Annotated in this window: 18 protein-coding genes; 1 reads left to right on the forward strand and 17 read right to left on the reverse strand. The window is 49.5% G+C overall.

Going from position 1 to position 19,387, the window contains the following annotated elements; all coding sequences use genetic code 11:
* Window positions 1-70 precede the first annotated feature (70 nt).
* From GX659_02825 to GX659_02875, 11 genes are all read right to left on the reverse strand, one after another.
* Entirely contained in the window at window positions 71-2,149 is a 2,079-nt protein-coding gene (locus GX659_02825; GenBank protein ID NLD27724.1) for a terpene cyclase/mutase family protein, read from the reverse strand.
* 81 nt (window positions 2,150-2,230) lie between these two features.
* Window positions 2,231-3,139 (reverse strand): RNA polymerase factor sigma-32, encoded by a 909-nt coding sequence (locus GX659_02830; protein ID NLD27725.1) that lies wholly within the window; start codon window positions 3,137-3,139, stop codon window positions 2,231-2,233.
* A 54-nt stretch (window positions 3,140-3,193) separates the two neighbouring features.
* Complete coding sequence (locus tag GX659_02835) at window positions 3,194-4,486, reverse strand: dihydroorotase (protein ID NLD27726.1); 1,293 nt, start codon at window positions 4,484-4,486, stop codon at window positions 3,194-3,196.
* Window positions 4,476-5,468, reverse strand: a complete 993-nt coding sequence (pyrB, locus tag GX659_02840) for an aspartate carbamoyltransferase (protein ID NLD27727.1) — start codon at window positions 5,466-5,468, stop codon at window positions 4,476-4,478. The genes GX659_02835 and pyrB overlap by 11 nt, the downstream gene beginning before the upstream one ends.
* 4 nt (window positions 5,469-5,472) lie before the next feature.
* Entirely contained in the window at window positions 5,473-6,006 is a 534-nt protein-coding gene (gene pyrR / locus GX659_02845) for a bifunctional pyr operon transcriptional regulator/uracil phosphoribosyltransferase PyrR (GenBank protein ID NLD27728.1), read from the reverse strand.
* 353 nt (window positions 6,007-6,359) lie between these two features.
* Entirely contained in the window at window positions 6,360-7,106 is a 747-nt protein-coding gene (gene lepB / locus GX659_02850; GenBank protein NLD27729.1) for a signal peptidase I, read from the reverse strand.
* 90 nt (window positions 7,107-7,196) lie between these two features.
* Window positions 7,197-8,993 (reverse strand): elongation factor 4, encoded by a 1,797-nt coding sequence (lepA, locus tag GX659_02855; protein ID NLD27730.1) that lies wholly within the window; start codon window positions 8,991-8,993, stop codon window positions 7,197-7,199.
* A 7-nt stretch (window positions 8,994-9,000) separates the two neighbouring features.
* Window positions 9,001-9,840 (reverse strand): hypothetical protein, encoded by an 840-nt coding sequence (locus GX659_02860; protein NLD27731.1) that lies wholly within the window; start codon window positions 9,838-9,840, stop codon window positions 9,001-9,003.
* Window positions 9,833-11,545: an arginine--tRNA ligase gene (locus tag GX659_02865; GenBank protein ID NLD27732.1), complete on the reverse strand. Its 1,713-nt coding sequence runs from the start codon at window positions 11,543-11,545 to the stop codon at window positions 9,833-9,835. Before GX659_02865 ends, GX659_02860 begins: the two co-directional genes overlap by 8 nt.
* A 1-nt stretch (window position 11,546) precedes the next feature.
* The gene (locus GX659_02870; GenBank protein ID NLD27733.1) at window positions 11,547-12,920 is read right to left on the reverse strand and encodes an insulinase family protein; all 1,374 of its coding nucleotides are present in this window, start codon (window positions 12,918-12,920) and stop codon (window positions 11,547-11,549) included.
* A complete protein-coding gene (locus GX659_02875; GenBank protein ID NLD27734.1) occupies window positions 12,917-14,395 on the reverse strand; it encodes an insulinase family protein in 1,479 nt (492 codons plus the stop codon). Before GX659_02875 ends, GX659_02870 begins: the two co-directional genes overlap by 4 nt.
* A gap of 251 nt (window positions 14,396-14,646) precedes the next feature.
* Here GX659_02875 and GX659_02880 point away from each other — a divergent pair, with 251 nt between their 5' ends.
* Window positions 14,647-14,838 carry a hypothetical protein gene (locus GX659_02880; protein ID NLD27735.1) on the forward strand — a complete coding sequence of 64 codons (192 nt, stop codon included), beginning with the start codon at window positions 14,647-14,649 and terminating at the stop codon, window positions 14,836-14,838.
* A 231-nt stretch (window positions 14,839-15,069) separates the two neighbouring features.
* On the opposite strand, the gene speB is transcribed toward GX659_02880, so the two are convergent.
* The 6 genes from speB to GX659_02910 all read right to left on the reverse strand — a co-directional run bounded on the left by speB (window position 15,070) and on the right by GX659_02910 (window position 19,368).
* Window positions 15,070-15,957, reverse strand: coding sequence for an agmatinase (gene speB / locus GX659_02885; protein ID NLD27736.1), 888 nt, complete (start codon window positions 15,955-15,957; stop codon window positions 15,070-15,072).
* 7 nt (window positions 15,958-15,964) lie between these two features.
* Complete coding sequence (locus tag GX659_02890) at window positions 15,965-16,516, reverse strand: arginine decarboxylase, pyruvoyl-dependent (GenBank protein ID NLD27737.1); 552 nt, start codon at window positions 16,514-16,516, stop codon at window positions 15,965-15,967.
* Between the two features lie 171 nt (window positions 16,517-16,687).
* Window positions 16,688-16,903, reverse strand: a complete 216-nt coding sequence (locus GX659_02895; protein NLD27738.1) for a hypothetical protein — start codon at window positions 16,901-16,903, stop codon at window positions 16,688-16,690.
* Window positions 16,904-17,156: 253 nt separating this feature from the next.
* Window positions 17,157-17,915 carry a nickel pincer cofactor biosynthesis protein LarB gene (larB, locus tag GX659_02900; protein ID NLD27739.1) on the reverse strand — a complete coding sequence of 253 codons (759 nt, stop codon included), beginning with the start codon at window positions 17,913-17,915 and terminating at the stop codon, window positions 17,157-17,159.
* Window positions 17,912-18,712: an ATP-dependent sacrificial sulfur transferase LarE gene (gene larE / locus GX659_02905; protein NLD27740.1), complete on the reverse strand. Its 801-nt coding sequence runs from the start codon at window positions 18,710-18,712 to the stop codon at window positions 17,912-17,914. Before larE ends, larB begins: the two co-directional genes overlap by 4 nt.
* Window positions 18,709-19,368 (reverse strand): HAD hydrolase-like protein, encoded by a 660-nt coding sequence (locus GX659_02910; GenBank protein NLD27741.1) that lies wholly within the window; start codon window positions 19,366-19,368, stop codon window positions 18,709-18,711. Before GX659_02910 ends, larE begins: the two co-directional genes overlap by 4 nt.
* Window positions 19,369-19,387 lie beyond the last annotated feature (19 nt).

A 19,387-nucleotide genomic window follows, 5' to 3' on the forward strand; every position in this document is an offset into this window, starting at 1 on the left:
GTCACGGCTGTTACGGGATCCCCGATAAAAGCACTCGGGGATGACACCATGAATGTCATTCCCGCATGCTTTATACTTCTTTCCCAGGGCTGAGCTCCTTGGCATATCTCCCAAGTGCCAGAAGAGGAAAGTAGTGGCGGTATCCGTGATATCTGATGTAGAAATGCCTCTCGAATCCGGTCCCCGTATAATGCTTCTCATCCCATCCGCCCTCTGCATTGCGGTTGTTCAGAAGCCAGGCAGCCCCGCGACTTGCGGCCTTTCCCTTGGCGCGACCGCCGGCAATCAGCCCCATGAGGGCCCAGGCAGTCTGCGATGGGAGGCTGACGTTATAGCCGGAAAACTCTTTGACATCCTCGTATGTAATAGGGGATTCACTCCAGCCCCCATCTGCCCTTTGGATTGACTCCAGCCAATTCAGGGCCTTCACTATGCGCTCATCGGATGGATCTACGCCGATAGCGGAAAGGCCCATAAGTACATTCCAGGTCCCGTAGATGTAATTTACGCCCCATCTGCCGAACCATGCGCCGAAGGGTTTCTGGCGGTTCCAGATGAACTCTATTGCGCGGGCGACGCGAGGGTCATCCTTCGTATAACCTTTTGTGACAAGGTACTCGAGCATCCTTCCGGTGATATCCGGGGTCGAGGGGTCGAGGCATGCCTTGTGGTCCGAAAAGGGTATTCGATTGACGAGCTGCTGATTCTGGTTGATATCGAAGGCCCCCCAGCCGCCATCCTTGCATTGCATGGAGAGCATCCAGTCTATGCCAACGGCAACCGCCTCAGATTTTTCCTCCTCCGGAATAGCTGTCCTGTCTATGGCCGTGAGGACCTCTATCGTGTCATCGACGTCAGGAAAATAGTCATTCTCAAATTCGAAGGACCACCCGCCTGGTTTTGCAAGGGGGTTTTTGATCTTCCAGTCGCCTTTTACTGTTCTTATCTGTTTCCCTATGAGCCATCTGGCTGCCTTGAGAAGGGCGGGGTGGTCAGGAGGGAGTCCCGTCTCGAGAAGCGCCATCATCATCCATGGCGTATCCCATACCGGCGATATGCAGCACTGCTGATGTATCCTATTTCCGTCGCTTTTGGAAACAAATGGGTCCTTGCCAATCTCACGAATTTTCGACGGGCGTGCTGCAGGGGTGTCGCGAATTTCATCCGGAAGCGCAGGTATTTCAGCTGTCGCATAACGCTGTTGAAACATTTTTAGCGCCTGGAAGGGCTTTCTTATCTGCGGCGAATCGTTGTGATATCCGATGGCTTTGAATGCAAGGGCACAGTAAGCCAGCGCGGGATATATGTCCTCGGTCCTCTTTACATGCTCCCATGTCCATTCAGAACACTTTGAAATCGCATACTTACGTAGTGGACTAATAGGTATTTTGTTAAGGATCTTTAAAGCTTTATCTGTGATTAGGAACATATTTTCAATAGAGATAAGGCCTTTTTCATGCTTAAACCGAAACTTTCTCTGTTCAGGTTTATCTCTAAAGAGCTCGTCTAATGTTATGTTATTAGGAGCTTTTTTATTTTTTTTCAGCGTCATGAAAATTAGCAGAGGCACGATCGTAGCGCGCGCCCAGCTGGAGAACTCGTATATGTTAAATGGTATCCAGTTCGGCATCAGTATAAACCATGCCGGCATCTCAGGGCATGCCGACCACGGGATGATGCCGAACATGGCAAGGTGTATCTTTGTGAAAACACGACATTCCTCTATTCCGCCATTTTTGACGATGTATTGTCTGGCTTTGACCATATTTTCATCATCGGCCGGGACGCCGGCTATGCGCAATGCGAAATAAGACTCGATCGTCGTGGAGAGATCGGGAGGGCCATCGTGATAGATAGCCCAGGTTCCATCTGAACGCTGGACATCGAGGATTCGGTTTTTGATTCCTTCCTGAATTTCAGCATCGACCTCGCCGAGATAGTGCATGAGGTATATAAACTCCGCTCCGATCGTCTCGTTGGCCTCAAGGGAATACCACCAGTATCCATCCTGGCGCTGCTGGGAAAGAAATCGTTCGACGGTGGGGGCGAGTGAGGAGAGCAGCCCATCCCGCGTAAGCTCTTTAGCGTCAGCGGGTGTCGGTTCGAGATCCCTTGAAATGCTCTCTTTTATAGCTGCGTTATCCTTCATATGACAATCCTCCAATCTCGGGGCCGAACTCCTGATATCCCCGTAAAGACGTATAAGAAATATTATGTCTGGTAGCGCGGCTCAGCGCCGAAGGGTCTCCACCTCTATACCGCTCTCCTTGAAGAAACCCTTCAATCTTTCTATCAGGCGCTCCTCTATTTGTCTAACCCTTTCTTTTGATATGCCAAATTGCTCGGCGATCTCCTTTAGCGTCAGCGGAACTTCGGAGAGCAACCTCTCCTTAAAAATCTTTTTTTCACGATCACTTAGCGTCTCAGAGAACTCGGCGAACTTATCTTTAAGAAGTTGCTCCGTCTGATGCTCGGCCAGCGCTACGTCCGGAGTCGCCGCCGCCGAGGCTATAGTATCCTGCCAGCGCCCGCCTTCATTATCATCCTGTTTTCTGATCGGTGCCTCGAGAGCTAGCTCAGGCGTAGTCAGGCGCCTATGCATATCCTCCACCGCATCCGCATCTACCCCCAGCCTCTTTGAAAGCTCTACGGGTGTAGCTACATAACCCATTGATTCTAAACGTTCTTTTTCGCGTATCAGATTGTAGAAGAGTTTTTTCTGTTCCTTGGTCGTGCCTATTTTGATCATCCTGAAGTTATCTATTATATACTTTAGGATGTACGACCTGATCCACCATGTCGCATAATGAGCCAGCCTTGAGCCCTTGTCGGGCTGAAAGTGTTTTACCGCCTGAAGAAGCCCTATGCTCCCCTCTTGTATCAGGTCATGGACGTTATAGTTGGCGCTACGATACTCCATGGCTATCTTGGCAACCAATCGCAGATGTGAAATTACGAGCTGCTTGGCGGCCTCGATGTCCCCATGTTCGCGGTACCTCTTAGTGAGCTCGAGCTCCTCCGCATGAGTGAGCATCGGATAGCTCGCGACCTCCTGCATATACCTCTGCAGAGGATCGAGGGCCACCAACGATTCCACCCGCCCACATTTGGGTTTATTGGTGTTTCCTGAGCTGATCATCGGGCGATAGCTCTATAATATCAAGGAATTAGGAGCAAGATAATTGTGCCCCGTTCAATTGAGCTCTATTAGTGTATCTGAAAGGCAGGTGGCGTGGATTTTCCCAAAACTCTCCATCCCAGCAAAGGGACAGTTTCTGGACTTGGAATGAAAGCGCTCCGGATCTATTACAACCCTCGCACTCGGATCGAAGATCGTGAACTCAGCCGGCATCCCAACCATTAGGCCGGCTGGTGCGCGACCCATGACCCTGCGAGGGCCGCTCGTAAAAAGTTCCAGGAGCCTTTTTAGATCCAGGAGGTCATCGCTTACAAGCTTCATGCAGACGGGAAAGGCACTCTCCATCCCTATAACGCCAAATGGAGCAGAGACCAAATCTCTTTTTTCGAAGTCTGCATGCGGGGCATGATCGGTTGCTATCGCATCCACCGTGCCATCGAGTATGCCGTCGATTAGGGCGAGCCGGTCTGCTTCGGTTCGAAGCGGAGGGCTCATCTTTCCATTTGCTCCCAGGTGCAACACGTCCTCTTCGGTGAGGATTATATGATGCGGGGTAACTTCGCAGGTTACGCGGATTCCCTCCCGCTTCGCCATTCTCACATAATCCATTCCCTCCGCCGTGCTTACGTGCCCAAGATGAAGGCGCGCCCCGCTTTTTCTGCAGAGCTCTATGTCCCGCCTTATTACGGAATTCTCCGCCTCGCGGTCGATTCCTTTTACATTCAGTTGGCGTGCGACAGGGCCGTCATTTATCGCCCCTCCAGCGGTGATCTTGGTATTTTCCGGATGAGTGCTGATGACAAGCGAAAGCTCTTTCGCAATTTCCATAGCGCGCAGCATGATTCCGTCATCGTCGACGCTGCGCCCGTCATCGGAGATCATTTCGATCCCCTCCTTTTTAAAGGATGCAAGGTCGGTGAGTTCGCTTCCGGAAATAGCGCGCGTAATCGCCGCAACTGGGCTGACGTTAGTAAGCGCTGCCTCACAGGCACGCGAATTTACAAGACGGATAGTTTCAAGAGAATCCTGAGCGGGTCTCGTGTTCGGCATGCAATAAATTTTTGTAAATCCACCTGCAGCCGCTGCCTTGCTTCCGGAAAGGATATCCTCCTTGTACTCAAAGCCGGGTTCGCGGAGATGGACATGCAGATCATGAAACCCGGGAGAGAGAAATAAGCCGGAAGCGTCATAGACTCGCAGCTCCGGCTTCGGGCGCCTTCCCCCTATTTCGGAGATCACGCCATTCTCGATAAAGAGATTGGCAACCTCGTCCAAGCCTATTGCGGGATCTACGAGTCTCGCACCTACGATTGCGTCTATCTTCCTCTTTTGTAAATCAGGTCCCATAGGGCTCCGTTATCTCCTTATCTATTCCGAATATCTTGGCGATCAGTGCGACGCGGGTCCACATGCCATTGCGTTCCTGCCGCCAGTATTTTGCGCGCGGATCATCATCCACTCTGATATCAATTTCCGTCCTTCTTGGCAGAGGGTGCATGATAATGGCGCTCTTTTTCAGAACCTTCATATGCTCGTATCTGAAGTGAAATTTGCCGTAATCGACTCCCTTCGACTCGCCTTCCGTATCATATTCATCCTGAATCCTCGTCATGTAGATCGCGTCGGCTTTCGGGATGACGGATTCGAAATCGTCGGTTTCGGAATATTTCATATTATTCTGATCGAGATATGACCTCAGATCATTTTCTATCCGCAGCGTTTCCGGAGATACGAATATAAGTTCGGTATCTTTGAAGTGTCGCATTAGACGGCTGAGCGAGCGCACAGTTCTTCCCCTCTTAACATCGCCGACCATCACTATCGTTTTTCCATCTATGTCGCCTCCGTTTTTCCCGAACGAGCGGCGAAGGGTGTAGATATCCAGAAGCGCCTGCGTCGGATGTTCATCCTTCCCCGATCCGCCGTTGATCACGGGAACCCTCCTGGGGGTCCTGTCCAGAAGATCCGCTATGGACTGTGCAAGCCCGGCCTTTGGTGAACGCATGATGATCATATCGACGTAGCTGCTGAAAGTCCGGATGGCGTCTTCCGCTGTTTCCCCTTTCATTTCGGAGGATGTGTTTGAATCCCTGATTTCGGATGTCTGCATGCCGAGTATTTGGCAGGCATTCAAAAAAGAGAGGAAGGTTCTGGTCGAGGGCTGTGTGAAATATAGCATTGCCCTTTTTTCCGACATCAGTTTGCGCAGATAATCGGCGCCTCGCTTTGTCCTGGAAATCTTGCGCAGGTTGTTGGTTATCGCATAGAGTTCATCCAAAAACTTTTTGTCGAACTGGTCCGAGCGTAAAACATGGAATATTTCAGACATCAGATCATCCTTTCACTATGACTTCGTTGATGCCGTCGGTGCTATGAAAGCGAACCTTCACATTCTGAGTAGCGAGAGTTTTTATGGTTTTTGCGGCATAGTCGGCCTGTATGGGGAGTTCGCGCCAGCCCCTGTCGACCATGACCATGAGCTTGATGAATTTCGGTCTGCCGATATCGACTATGGCGTCTAGAGCGGCCCGCGTCGTTCTGCCTGTGTACAACACATCGTCCACCAGGATGACCCCCCTCCCGCTGATGGGAAATTGAAGCTCGGACTTCTTTACGACCGGCTGGTATCCCACCTCGCTGAGATCATCCCTGTATAGATTTATATCGATGCTGCCTACATCTACTGGCTTGTCTCTGAGGGAGCGTATCTTTTTGGCGAGCCATTCGGCAAGGGGAACACCGCGCGTTTTTATCCCTACCAGTGCGATGTCGTCCAACCCATCCGCTACTATCTTTCTTGCGACATTGAGTATCGCCCGGTCCATCGATGCCTCATTTAGTAGCAATTTTGCGTTGGCCTCTGCCATATCCCCCCCTCGATCCCTAAAAAAAAGGCCTCCCGAATTGCTTCGGAAGGCCTGTTTGGTGCTATATTTTTTTCCTCTCCATTTGTCAGCATCCCCCAATTTTGCGGGCCGTTAAGCCAGATAATGAAAAAATAGTCAATGAAAAGTTAGTGTTTCTACGGAATGGTCGAAACAGGATCTCTGTAATTACTTCAGGAATTTCTGAAAAGCTAGCTGCAACAATAACTTCGACCATGGACGATTGACCTCTGTTTTTCCCAGTCACGCTTGTTACGGGATCCCCGATTACACCACTCGGGGATGACAAGCGCATAGTTTTTAGAGGTGCCCTGAATTTGCTGATTTCTCAGAGATTACTTAATCCATCTTCCAAACTCGCGCCATCTTATGCCGCCGTGATCCTTGTCTATGGAAAGCCACACGAACATCGCCTTTCCCTTTATATTTCCATCGGGAACAAAACCCCACTCCCTGCTGTCGGCGGAATTATCTCTATTGTCACCCATCACGAAATAATATCCCGGAGGGACAACGAGATCATAGGAGTTCCTATCCAGATATCTCTCGTACTGGACGATATGATCTGAATCCCCAGCCAGTTCATTATAAAAATCGAAATCACGCCAGCCTCTTACGAATGGGATTGCGCGCTCTGCCGAGTTTTTTACTAGGAGTTTTCTTTTGTCCCCGGGATATTCCTTCACGCTCAGCTTGTGTCGGGGCAGGTTTTCTCCATTTACCGAAACATCCTCGCCATAAATTTTCACCCTGTCCCCCGGCAGGCCGATAACGCGTTTGATGAAATCCTTGCTCTCATCTTCGGGATATATAAAGACGAGGACATCCCCGCGTTTGGGCTCCGTAAACCTAAAAAAACGATGCCTGGTCAGTGGAATTCTAAGACCGTAGATGAACTTATTCACGAAGATATGATCCCCGATGGAAAGGGTCGGTATCATCGACCCGGATGGAATCTTGAATGCCTCGATCCCAAAAGATCTTATAAAGAGAGCGGCGATAACCGCTATGAGTAGGGCCTCGAAGTACTCCCGAAATGCCCCCTTCTTTTTCTGATGTTTAGGATTAGGTTCTGCTGACATCACCCCTCCAAATAACGTCTTTTTACTTCAAGTAATGCTTTAATGTATCGTCCCCTGCGAGCGGACGAAGGGAAATCCCGTTCATTCGACCTATTTTATTTTCAAAACGCTCAAAAAGGCTTCCTGTGGAATATCGACGCTGCCGACCTTCTTCATCCTCTTCTTCCCCTCTTTCTGTCTTTCGAGGAGTTTTCGTTTTCTTGTGACATCGCCGCCATAGCATTTCGAGGTAACGTCTTTGCGATAAGCCTTGACCGTCTCCCGGGCAATTATTTTGCCACCTATCGCAGCCTGTATGGCGATATCATACATCTGTCTCGGTATCAGGGTTCGTAACTTTGATACAAGCTCCCGTCCTTTGTACTGCGCATCATCCCTGTGCACGATTACCGAAAGGGCGTCGACGGGATCGCCGTTGATCAGGACAGTGAGCTTTACAAGGCGCGCAGCCCGATAGCCGATGATTTCATAATCCAGCGAGGCATATCCCCTTGAGACCGATTTGAGATTATCAAAAAAATCGAACATCATTTCGGAAAAAGGCATTTCGTACTGGACCATAATTCTCTCGCGGCCGAAGAACTCCAGGTTTTTCTGTTCCGCCCTTCTCTCCTGGCAGAGCTTCATTATACCTCCGAGCGAATCGGATGGAGCGAGTATGGAGGCCTTGGCGTAGGGCTCTCGAATCTCTTCGATATTCTGAGGCTCGGGAAGCTTGGCTGGGCTATCGACCATGATCTTTTCACCTTTGGTCGTGATCACTTCATATACGACCGTCGGAGCGGTTGAAACAAGCTCGAGGTTATACTCTCTTTCAAGCCTCTCTTGAACTATCTCCAGATGCAGGGACCCGAGAAAACCCGCTCTGAATCCAAAGCCAAGGGCGGTTGAGCTTTCAGGTTCGTAGCTAAACGCCGAATCGTTCAGCTTCAACTTTTCGAGGGCCTCCTTCAATTCGTCGTATTGCCCCGGATCCGCCGGATAGAGCCCTGCGAAAACCATGGCCTTCAAGTCCTGAAATCCTGAAAGGGGTTTTGATGCCGGGTTGGAAGAGAGCGTAATCGTATCGCCAACCTTGGTATCTTTGACCTCTTTGATTCCGGCTACCACTATTCCCACCTCTCCGGATTTGAGAGCCTCTACATCTCGAAGATGGGGATTGTAAATGCCGAGGCGAAGAACTTCGAAGTTCTTTCCAACGTTCATGAGAAGAATCCGTTGGCCTACCCTGATTTCGCCGTCCACTACGCGAATCAGTGCGACGGCACCCATGTAGCTGTCGAACCAGCTGTCGAATATGAGCGCACGCAGCGTCGCTTTCTCGTTTCCCGTTGGTGGCGGAAGATGCTTCACTATCGCTTCAAGTAGATCCTTTATTCCTTCCCCGGTTTTTGCCGAAACCGCAACGGCGTTGTCGGCAGGAATAGCCAGAATCTCTTCGCATTGTTCCTTGGCGGATTCAACGTCTGCGCTTGGAAGGTCGATCTTGTTTATCACCGGCACTATGGCCAGATCGTTGTGCATTGCCAGAAGGGCGTTGGCAAGCGTTTGCGCCTGTACCCCCTGAGTGGCGTCTATGACCAGGAGAGCTCCGTCACAGGCTGCGAGCGAGCGACTGACCTCGTAATGAAAATCCACATGCCCGGGAGTGTCTATGAGGTTGAGTTCGTAGGATTTGCCATCTTCTGCGTTGTACGTGATTTGCACGCTCTGGGCCTTGATAGTGATTCCGCGTTCACGCTCCAAGTCCATCTTGTCCAGGAATTGGTCCATGTGCTCGCGCTTGCTGAGCGCACCGGTATGTTCAAGGATTCTGTCGGCCAGCGTCGACTTTCCATGATCTATATGTGCGATGATGCAAAAATTTCTGATGTGCGATTGGGACATAGAAAAGTCACTGCTCGTTCAAGACGACAAGAGCCTCCACATTTTCACGCGTTTGAAGTTCCTTCAGATAATGGGCGGCATCCTCCCTGTTTTCAAAACCACCAAGTCTGACCCTGTACCACCGGCCTCGATCCGGTATGTCAGCGATCATCATGTAGGCCGGATACCCCTTCCCCTTCCAACGCTCGACGATCTGGGTTCCTTCCTGCATGCTTGGGTAGGAACCTATCTGAACCGAGTATCTAGCGTTGGAACCCGACTTCACCCTGATCACGCTGGAATCGTTTGTCTGGGCAAGGTCCGCAGATGATATTGAACCGGGTTGTTGGGCCGGCTGAACGGCTGCAAGTTCTTCGGCAAAAGGCTGCTGTGCCGGAGCGCTTTCGATGACCTTGGGAAAATCCTGTGAAGGATCGGGCTCTGCCTGCGGCTGATCCGATATTCTTTTTTCTATAACGACGGGCTTTTCAGCGCGTAAACTTCTGTCCCCCGATGCACCATCTATCATCTGCCTTATACGTTCCTTGAGTTCAGGAGTCTTAGCTTCTTTGATGAGTTCCCTGGCTATTTGTTGTGCCTCCGGATCGCTGGTGGTCAGCACCTTCGGCTTTTGAAGATCCTGAGCAGTCTCGGAAATTTCATTTTCAGCATCAGCACGGAGCGTGCTTCCATCCATTCCCAAAAGCTCGCGTCCATAGCGCGCACCGAGGTAAAAGACGAAGAATATCGTAAAAACTTCCATGACCAGCAACGCGAAGAACTGCCCAAATGTAAAACGGCAGAAGAAACCATCGCTTCCTGCTGCGCCATTTTCCTGTTTTCTTCGGTTTCTGATATAATCAGACATCTGCTTCCTCCATCCGCTTCATTTCAGAAGGCGCGGAAATTCCGAGAATTCTCAGGGAGTTTTGTATCACAACCTGTATGTTTTTCAAGAGATAGAGCTTGGCCAGCGTTCTCTCCGCATCGGTGCTGATGACCCTGTAGCGTTCATCCCGCTTTCCCTGGCTGTAATAGGATTGGAACATCCTTGAAAGCTCGAGCAGATAAAAGGAAAGCTTGTGCGGCTCGAGTTCCTCGGCGCATTCCGATATGATGTTCGGAAGGGAGGATGCCATCCTGGAGAGCTTTATTTCTTCGGGAAGATCGAGCTTTGAAAGATCTACTTCTTCATTCGAAGGTAAAGTGAAACCGGCCTCTTCAGCTTTTCTGAATATGCTGCATATCCTAGCGTGGGCGTACTGTATGTAGAAGACCGGGTTGTCCGGCGTCTCTTTTTTAGCGAGATCCAGATCGAAATCGAGCTGGGCGTTGTGGGATCTCATCAGAAAGAAATATCTGCAGGCGTCCCTCCCGACTTCATCTCTGACATTTTCCAGGGTTTCGTAAGTCGCGGACCTGGTGGACATCGAAATCGATTCCCCACCGCGCATCAGATTGACGAGCTGTATGAGGACGACGTCTAGATTTTTCGGATCATATCCCATGGCCTCCACAGCTGCCTTCATCCTTGCGACGTATCCGCCGTGGTCCGCCCCCCATATATCTATAACTCGGTGAAATCCGCGATCGAACTTGTTTTTATGGTAGGCGATATCGGCTGCGAAATATGTGAGTGAACCGTCAGCCTTTCGCAGCACCCTGTTCTTGTCATCTCCGAATTTCATTGTATTAAACCAAAGCGCGCCCCCCTCTTCGTAGGTATGTCCGTTCTTTTTCAAAAACCTGAAAGCGCTGTCTATCGCAGAGTCGGCATGCAGGTTATTTTCGTGAAAGTAGGTATCGTGGATCACGCCAGTTTCGGCAAGGTCGCGCTTGATCCTGTCCAAAATTTTCACTCCAGCATACTCCCCGCAGTACATTATCGCATCTTCTTCTGTCATCGAATCTATCTTGCAGGAAGCTTTCTCCTCTATCTCGGTCGCTATCTCCGCTATGTATGAGCCTTGATAACATTCCTTTGGAAATTCGACGCTAGAACCTTTTTTTTGCAGGTAGCGCAGATAGACCGAACGCCCGAGGGTCTTTATCTGGTTGCCGGTATCATTCACATAATATTCCTTCGTAACCTCGTAGCCGGCCGCCGAAAGAACGCTGGCCAGAGCATCGCCGTACACCGCGCCCCTGCCGTGTCCTATGTGGAGCGGCCCGGTGGGATTTGCGCTCACGAATTCTATCTGAACTTTTTTTCCCGATCCCAGGTCAACTGATCCGTATCTCTCGCCTTGAACCGATATATCCCTCAGCATTTCCAGATAGACTTTTGTATCGATCTTAAAGTTGATAAAGCCCGGGCCCGCTATTTCAACTTTCTCGACGCCCTCCGTACCTAGCGGGATCTTGGCTGCAATTATTTCAGCCGCCTTTCTTGGGGGTATTTTGGCGCGCGAGGCTACGACTAGAGCTATGTTGGTTGTAAAATCTCCGTGTGCTTCGGACTTGGGAACGGAAATTTCTATTTCCATCTTGCCGTCAAGGCCTGACAGAAGTCCTTCCTGAACGGATGAAAGGATCGCAGCTTTAACTAGTTCTCTAATTTTATTTTCAAGCATATCATTCCTCGGTCGGACCAAGCATCAGGATCTTTATTCCGTCCGGATGTAAATACTTTGAGGCTGCATCTTCAACATCATCTTTCGAAACGCGGGCTATTCCTTCGTAAGCCTTGATCCAATAGTTTGATGGATAACCGTAAAACATGAAGCGGGCTCTGTCAGAAACTATCTTGAATGAACCGTCCAGTTCGAAAATCGAGGAGGCTAGTAGCGATCTCTTCGCCAGATCCAGCTCTTCGTCAGAGATCTCCCCGTGCTTTGAAAGCTTTTTTATCTGTTCCTTGGCCAGATTTATCGCAGCATATGCGTTGTCGGCCGATGTGCTCATCTTGACCGTGAAGAGACCGTAGTCGGTCGCCTGCGATATCCCGCCCGACACGCTATAGGCCATCCCCCTCTTTACGCGAATCTCCTCGACGAGCCGACTTTTGAACCCGCTGGACCCGAGTACCTGGCTAAGGAGATAGATCGAATACCAATCAGGGTTATGCCGCTTTACCCCCAGATGCCCCATCCTTATGAAGGTCTGTGTTTTGGGCCCTTTCACCACCCTCAAATCCGGAAGGAATGAGGGCTTCAGCTCTGGCACATTCGGGAATTCCACCTTCTTGCCGGATTCTTTGGGAAAATATTTTTTCAACTGTTCAACGAGATCTCGAGTTTTGAAATCCCCGGCAGCGGCAAGGATCATATTCGAAGGTACAAAATAGCTGGCGTGAAAGTTTTTTATATCCTCTTCCCCTATCGATGTCAGCAAATCCGGATCCGGCCTTCTGGCCCACGGGCTGTTTTTGCCGTAGACGAGCTGGGAAAAGAGTATCGATGCGAAGAGATTGGGTTCGTCCTTGTCGCGTCTCAACGACTCCGCAAGCTTGTGCCTTGCAATAGCGACTCTGCCTTTGTCAAATCTGGGTTTGAAGAGGAGATCGGAAAGAAGTCCGACCCCTTTTTCCATGTCCTCAGAAAGTATTGCGAGATATACCGAACCGCTTTCGGTTCCGATTGAGGATGATAATTCTGCCCCCATTGAATCAATAAGCAGATCCAAATCTTCGGGCGAAAGTTCACCGGCCCCCGCGCTTCTAACTGCGGAGCCGGTGATTGAAGCCAGTCCCAACTTATCGGCAGGCTCGTAAATGCTGCCTGTTTTTATGGTGACCTGAATCTGTATTATGGGCAGAGACCGATCTTCTTTGATAAAGCAGGTCATGCCGTTTGGCAGAACCACTTTATCTACGGAGGGAACAGTCATCTTCGGGAGTTCTTTTCCTTCCAACCCCTTCAAATATTCCGAATCGGCGGCAGCTCCACCTGGGAATGCGATGGCTAGAACGATCGCGGCAGCTATGGCTATGTAGAATTTTTTTATCATCTGGATTTCACCCTCTCCACGACTATCCTGTCATCTTTTGTCATGAACTTATTGGAAACCTTTATTACATCTTCAGGGGTGACCGCTGAGATCATTTCCGGATAATCCGCTAAAATCCTCCAGTCGCCAAATACTGCATCGAAACGTCCAAGGGCCATACCGAGCGATCGATTATCATCCAGAGCGAACATGATCTCTGCAAGCACCTGTTTTCTGACTCTTGCCAGATCGCCCGCAGATGCCGGAGAAGTTCTTAAAATTTCAATTTCTTCTTCGACAGCAGAAAGAATTTTTTTGGAAGGAACTCCTGTAAGTGGTTCTATCCACAGTATCAAGAGATTGTCCAAACGCGAGCCCGGATATCCGTTAGAACAGGAAATGCCTCTGGCAAGTTTTTCATCGTAGACAAGTTTTTTTTCCAACCTGCTCGATCTTCCTTCGCAAAGAAGAGAGGTGATGACGTCGAAGACATATTCATCTTTATCCGGAAGAGTCGGCTTATGATACGCAATCGCGATGGAAGGCTCCGAGTTGAAGGCAAATCGCTCGTATGTCCCGCGCTTCCACTCCCCAGAGTGAAGAGGTGCTTCGGGCAAGGGCCTTCGTTCGTAGCCGCCGAAGACCTTCTGAATTATTTTTTTAGCGTTGGTAATACTCACATCGCCGACTATTATACCGACCATATTCCCCGGGACATAGTAGCGACGATGAAATTCTCTCGCGTCGGCTATCGTCAGATTTTCTATGTCTTCCATGGATCCTATCGTCGAAGATCTGTAAGGACCGTCCTTGTAGGCGGCTCGAAGGATCCTTTCAGCCATCTCTCCGTTCGGATTGTTTTCTGTGAGAGACCTCCTCTCATCGGCTACAACATCTCGCTCTATATAGAATTCGCGAAACACGGGATCGAATACCATCTCGGCAGCGACCCGCGCCCAGAGTTCCAACCTGTTTTTGGGCATGCTGGCATAGTATGCTGTCATGTCCTTTGAGGTAAAGGCGTTGATTTCGTTCGCCCCGTTTCGCATCAGTATTTCCCAGACTTCATTTTTTAAGCGATACTCATCTGCTTCCTTCTCGAAATTTTTTATCCAGAGATCGATCTGCTCAATTTTCATCCGATCCGGTTTTTTGGAGCGTTCCTCCTCCTCTCGAAGTTCGCCAAGATCCTCAATCATCCTGAGCAACGGTTTTTCCTGATCATAATCTTTGGTGCCGAGGCGCGTCGAACCCTTGAATGCCATGTGTTCGAACATGTGGGCGAGCCCGGTTTTGCCCGGCGTTTCATTGAGACCGCCCACCCTGAGGATCACCGCACCAAAAAATACGGGAGCGCCGGTACGCCTGACTATGAGCCATTTCATACCGTTTTTTAGCTGTACCTCATGTACCCTCTGGGAAAGATTGGAGGCTTCCGCTGAAAAAGCGAAAAAAATGATAAAAACCGCAGCGATAAATCGTAAAAATATGCGCATAACTCCTCACTTTTAGCGTATCTCGGTAGCAAATTGGACGTACCATAACAAGTGAAATATATAGCTATTCATAGATATGAATTAACTTAATATTTCATATATCATCTTGACTTTATATAAAATATTTTTAAAATATACTTAAATTAAGCATAATTAAGTATAAACTAAGTCTGCTTTTGCTTTGATATTTCAATGACTTATTGCCTGCTTGGCACCCTAAGGCCGCCAAAGCTGATCCTAAAGGGGGATATATGGATCCAGCTCTCAAGGCACTTTGTATTGAAGTTTTAGACGGCGATGTTGACGGGGACGAATTTGCCACCCTGCTGATGGAGACCGGGGTCGATCTCGACGATTTTGAGTGGAATGTAGCAAGCAGGCTTCTCGAGCGCGGTGACGTCATGAATTTCCTTACCAGGCGTTATGGATATACCTTGCAGTGACCCACCCTTACCTTTCTCAATGCACAAAAACAGTTTTGATCAACGGGATAAGTTCTAAGTTTTCAGTGAATTAACCTTCGAAAAATCAGCAAATTCAGGGCACCTCCAAAAGCCATGCGCTTGTCATCCCAGCAACAACCGTGACTGGTGAATCGTAACTGGTGAACGGCGGATCAAAGATCAGCGACAATGGACCATTGACCAGCTACGATCGGTGGTTTTTGTCGATGGTCAATTGTCCATTAGCTTTTCAGATATTCCTGAATTATTTAGATATGCGATAGCCTTATAGCCGAGCTTGGCTGCCAGAAAGTCGCATGCGTGGAGATTCGCTATCGGCGCGAGCTCGACTATGTCCATCCCGACCACAGTCTTTTTTGCAAAAAGTTCATTCATGAAATCTACCGCATCGTACCATCCTATTCCTCCCGGCTCCGGAGTTCCGGTGGCAGGCATGAGAGAGGAATCGAATCCATCCAAGTCGAAAGTTATATAGACCTCTTCACTCTTGATCGAGTCGAGTGCTTTTTTGATCCAACCTCTGTCATGATGAATCTGATGGGCGTAGAATATCTTGTACTTTTTCTCCCGTGCGAGTTTTGCCTCCGGTTCAGAGAGATTGCGTATGCCTATTTGTATGGCATCCTTTACGATTTCCCTCACCCGAGCCATCGCGCATGCGTGGTTCATCTTCGATCCTTCGTAGGAATCGCGCAGGTCAGCGTGGGCATCGAACTGAACGACAGTCACATCGGGAAACTTTTTCTGGACCGCCTTGACAACTGGAGGGGTAATGGAGTGCTCGCCGCCAAGGAGGAGCGGCCACTTGTCGTCGGCCAAAATCTTTGAAACCGCTGGCGTGATTAGGTCCCCTATCCTCTCGTGACTTATTCCTGAAAAGTCAAGGGGAGGAAGGGTTGCTACGCCGATTTGATAAGGTTCGCATCCTGTCTGTTCGTCATAGAGCTCGACCTGCGTTGAAGCATCGAGTATCGCAGCCGGTCCCAACGCAGTTCCCTTGCCGTAGCTCACGGTAGCTTCGTATGGAATCGGAAGAACCACCACCTTCGACTCTTCGTAGGAAGGAGAGAATTCATTATTTCCGAGATATCTTATCATCTACTGTTCATGGAACGAATATTGCGCCGGCAATAACTGTGGTCCAAAGGCCCTTCGGATCCGCAACCGCTGACTGAGTGACGTTCATGGTCCTGACTATTTCGCCGGAAATTGTCCACGTTCCCTTTCTGTCGTTCCAAGATTTATCTGGATCGAATGGAACGCCAAGGACGGTCGCTAGCATCTCGGCGGCCAAATCCTCAGCATAGTCGCCAGCCTGTTTTTCATTCTGCCCGTAGGCATGATGTTCAGAAAGATAGCCATGATTGTCCGGATTCTTCGGCGTTGAAAGTCCGACCGAAGCCGCAAGCAAACGATGTGGTTCATTTGTTGCGATGTCGGAGAGGACGCAATAGACAATCTGGCCGGGGTTCAGCTGATTTACTCCCTCGTTCCTGCTTATGATCTTGCAGTTAGGGGGATAAATGCTCGACACGCGCACCAGATTGAATTGCGCTATTCTTGCATGTCTGAGAGCCATTTCAAAGCTCTGAAGTTTTTCGCGATGTCTGCCGACTCCCTTGGTAAGAAAGACCTTGTTCGGAACAAATGCTGACATTTAAAACCTCCCTTCAAAATCATCCTGAAAATTCGATGAGCGCAGCTAACACATATGGATAGGTGAAACAAGATAAAATGGAGGATCATGTAAAATATTTTCACCGAGAGATCGCTCACGGCTTTTACTGGATCCCAAGCCGCCTCGCTGTAGGCGGTGTGATTAAAGCACTCAAGGCAAGGGGGAATAAAAAAGGAGCCTCAAGAGGCTCCCTTTTATGTCTGCATCTTCGAAAAGAACTACTTCCTGGTCTTTCTCCTCGGGGACGCCTTCTTCTTTGCTACTTTTTTCTTCTTCACTACCTTTTTCTTCTTTGCCACTTTTTTCTTCTTCACTACCTTTTTCTTCTTCGCCACCTTCTTTTTCTTCGCTACTTTCTTCTTGCAAACCATTTTCCCCCTCCTTTGCAAAAAAGGTTGTAAATCAAGTACTTCTGCCAAATCCAAGGTAATTATATGGATTTACAGGGAGATAGTCAAACAGATTTTATCAAATTATATTCAATTTAGCTTAATTATGTATATGAGTTCTCAAAGAGGGAATTTTTTTGTCGAACTTTTTTCATGGCAAGCGCATCAGGAATTGCGTTTGCGGGAATTTTGAGCTGCACGATATGATAGATGGAAGGGCGGCAAAAAAATCACTCCGACTTCAATTTTCTAAGAATTCTGAGGGCGGCGCATGCGGCCCCGAATCCATTGTCGATGTTCATGACTGTAATTCCTTCGGAACAGCCGTTGAGCATCGCGAGAAGTGCGGTAACTCCTCTGAAACTTGTGCCATAGCCTACGCTGGTCGGAACAGCGATGATCGGAGCATCGATCAATCCTCCAAGCACGCTCGGCAAAGCCCCTTCCATCCCGGCAGCAACGATAACACAGTCGAGTTCCCGGATGGAGGGAATCGATTTCAGAAGTCTGTGAAGTCCTGCTACGCCTACATCATAAAATCGGCTGGGCTCGGAGCCAAAAAATTCGGCTGTCTTCGCGGCTTCCTCTGCCACGGCGATATCGGCTGTCCCGGCGCAGACTATCGCTAGACGCCCCGAAAGCTTCTCGATGCCTCTGTTTATGATGGAAAAGGTCCTGCTCCGCTGATCTATCATAGCGCGTGGAAATCGCTGCGAAACCTCGGAAAGAAGTGAGGGGGCTGCGCGAGTCGCGAGGAGATTGGAGCCTTTTTCGCTCACTGATTCGACTATCTTAAATAGATCTTCGGTCTGTTTCCCCTCGCAGAATATCACCTCGGAAAATCCGTTCCTTAGAGGACGATGAAAATCGTGCTTTGCTATCTCAATATCCGAGTAAGGCATCTCGCGAAGGGAATCGAGAGCCGCATCGACAGATATGCTTCCAGCGGCGACTTGTTCTATGATCTTTTTTATATCCGATCTGTTCATCCCCTGCTCCCCCCGGTTCTATAGCCGATGATATCGAGCGTTATGAATTTCCAGCCGAGGCGTTTTAGCTCTTTATGAACGAATTCTCCGGCTTCAATACAAATTCCGAATTCGTCCCGCCTTATTTCTATTCGCGCGAGTTCTCCGTGGTGCCTGACTCTGACCTGTGAAATTCCCAGCGAGCGAAGAAAATCTTCCGCTCTGTCGATTCTCGACATGAGTTCGGGGCTCAATGAAAGGCCGGTCGGAATTCGCGAGGCCAAGCATGCAGAGGATGGCTTCTCCGCCGAAGGGAGTGAAAACTCCCTGGCCACGGCGCGTACATCTTCCTTTGTAAATTCACAATCTATCAGAGGGGTCACCACGCGCGGATTTTCCTTTGACGCCTGATACCCCGGCCTGTCCCCTCCCAAATCTTCAAGATTCGTCCCCTCGACGAGGAGATCAAGTCCAAGGTGATCGGCGAGCTTCACGAAAGCGCCGTACAGATTCTTTTTGCAGAAATAACATCTGTCGTCCAGGTTGGCGATAAATGCGGGATCTTTGAACTCAGTTGTTTCTATGATTCTCAGATCGACTTTAAAGTCTGAACAAAACTTTTTAACCTGCAAAAGATCAGAAGATGGGTAGCTCGGAGATATGGCTGTTGCAGCTACAAAGTTCCCCGGAATTGTCCTCCTCGCGGCCTCCACGAGGAGCATGGAATCGACTCCTCCGGAAAATGCAACAACGGCGCTCCCAATCTCCCGGAAGCGCCGCATGAGAAGATCTATCTTTTCGGCTATTTTTTTGTTCATGGTACAGCGTTCAAAAGGCACTGGCGAAGCTCGCCGACCGTCTCAGCGATATGATCAGCGCCCGCGCTCACAAGCTCATCCTTGGTGCCATACCCGTAGGAGACACCGATCGACTTCAGCTGGCATTTCTTCGCCGCCTCGATGTCGATTCCCCGATCGCCTATTACGAAGGCATCCTTTATCTTTTCCTTCGCGCAGATATGTTTCAACAGATCACCCTTGTTGGAATTTTTTCCGCCGAGATCGGCACCGTACACCGAGGTAAACATCGGCCTGATGCCCAAGTGATCGAGGACCATCTCGCATGATACCTGCGGCTTTGTCGAAGCGATGACCAGCGTGCCGGCCTTGGATGCAGCCTCGAGCAGGCCGACGATCCCCGGATAGAGGCGGTGCTCCGCGATCCCTTCTTTGTGGAAGCGCTCGCGATAGGTCTCGACGCACTGCTTTATGAAGCGCTTGTCCTTTCGCTTGGTGATCTCTTGGAAGATAGAATCGAGGCTGAAACCTATATAGCGCTTGAGCCGTTCGATTGGTACGGACTTTACGCCGAATTTCTGAAGGGCGTGATTTATGCACCTTGGAATCGCAGTGCCGGGGTTTACCACGGTTCCATCCAGATCAAAAATGAAGTACGTCCTCTTTTTTGTATTCATAGGGCGGGCCTTATATATG

The sequence above is a fragment of the Myxococcales bacterium genome, assembly GCA_012513515.1.
Classification (GTDB): domain Bacteria; phylum UBA10199; class UBA10199; order 2-02-FULL-44-16; family JAAZCA01; genus JAAZCA01.

Excerpts from the sequence above, each read along its gene's own strand:
- GX659_02825 (NLD27724.1), bottom strand. The coding sequence starts at position 2,149 with ATGAAGGATAACGCAGCTATAAAAGAGAGCATTTCAAGGGATCTCGAA.
- GX659_02830 (NLD27725.1), bottom strand. The coding sequence starts at position 3,139 with ATGATCAGCTCAGGAAACACCAATAAACCCAAATGTGGGCGGGTGGAA.
- GX659_02835 (NLD27726.1), bottom strand. The coding sequence starts at position 4,486 with ATGGGACCTGATTTACAAAAGAGGAAGATAGACGCAATCGTAGGTGCG.
- pyrB (NLD27727.1), bottom strand. The coding sequence starts at position 5,468 with ATGTCTGAAATATTCCATGTTTTACGCTCGGACCAGTTCGACAAAAAG.
- pyrR (NLD27728.1), bottom strand. The coding sequence starts at position 6,006 with ATGGCAGAGGCCAACGCAAAATTGCTACTAAATGAGGCATCGATGGAC.
- lepB (NLD27729.1), bottom strand. The coding sequence starts at position 7,106 with ATGTCAGCAGAACCTAATCCTAAACATCAGAAAAAGAAGGGGGCATTT.
- lepA (NLD27730.1), bottom strand. The coding sequence starts at position 8,993 with ATGTCCCAATCGCACATCAGAAATTTTTGCATCATCGCACATATAGAT.
- GX659_02860 (NLD27731.1), bottom strand. The coding sequence starts at position 9,840 with ATGTCTGATTATATCAGAAACCGAAGAAAACAGGAAAATGGCGCAGCA.
- GX659_02865 (NLD27732.1), bottom strand. The coding sequence starts at position 11,545 with ATGCTTGAAAATAAAATTAGAGAACTAGTTAAAGCTGCGATCCTTTCA.
- GX659_02870 (NLD27733.1), bottom strand. The coding sequence starts at position 12,920 with ATGATAAAAAAATTCTACATAGCCATAGCTGCCGCGATCGTTCTAGCC.
- GX659_02875 (NLD27734.1), bottom strand. The coding sequence starts at position 14,395 with ATGCGCATATTTTTACGATTTATCGCTGCGGTTTTTATCATTTTTTTC.
- GX659_02880 (NLD27735.1), top strand. The coding sequence starts at position 14,647 with ATGGATCCAGCTCTCAAGGCACTTTGTATTGAAGTTTTAGACGGCGAT.
- speB (NLD27736.1), bottom strand. The coding sequence starts at position 15,957 with ATGATAAGATATCTCGGAAATAATGAATTCTCTCCTTCCTACGAAGAG.
- GX659_02890 (NLD27737.1), bottom strand. The coding sequence starts at position 16,516 with ATGTCAGCATTTGTTCCGAACAAGGTCTTTCTTACCAAGGGAGTCGGC.
- larB (NLD27739.1), bottom strand. The coding sequence starts at position 17,915 with ATGAACAGATCGGATATAAAAAAGATCATAGAACAAGTCGCCGCTGGA.
- larE (NLD27740.1), bottom strand. The coding sequence starts at position 18,712 with ATGAACAAAAAAATAGCCGAAAAGATAGATCTTCTCATGCGGCGCTTC.
- GX659_02910 (NLD27741.1), bottom strand. The coding sequence starts at position 19,368 with ATGAATACAAAAAAGAGGACGTACTTCATTTTTGATCTGGATGGAACC.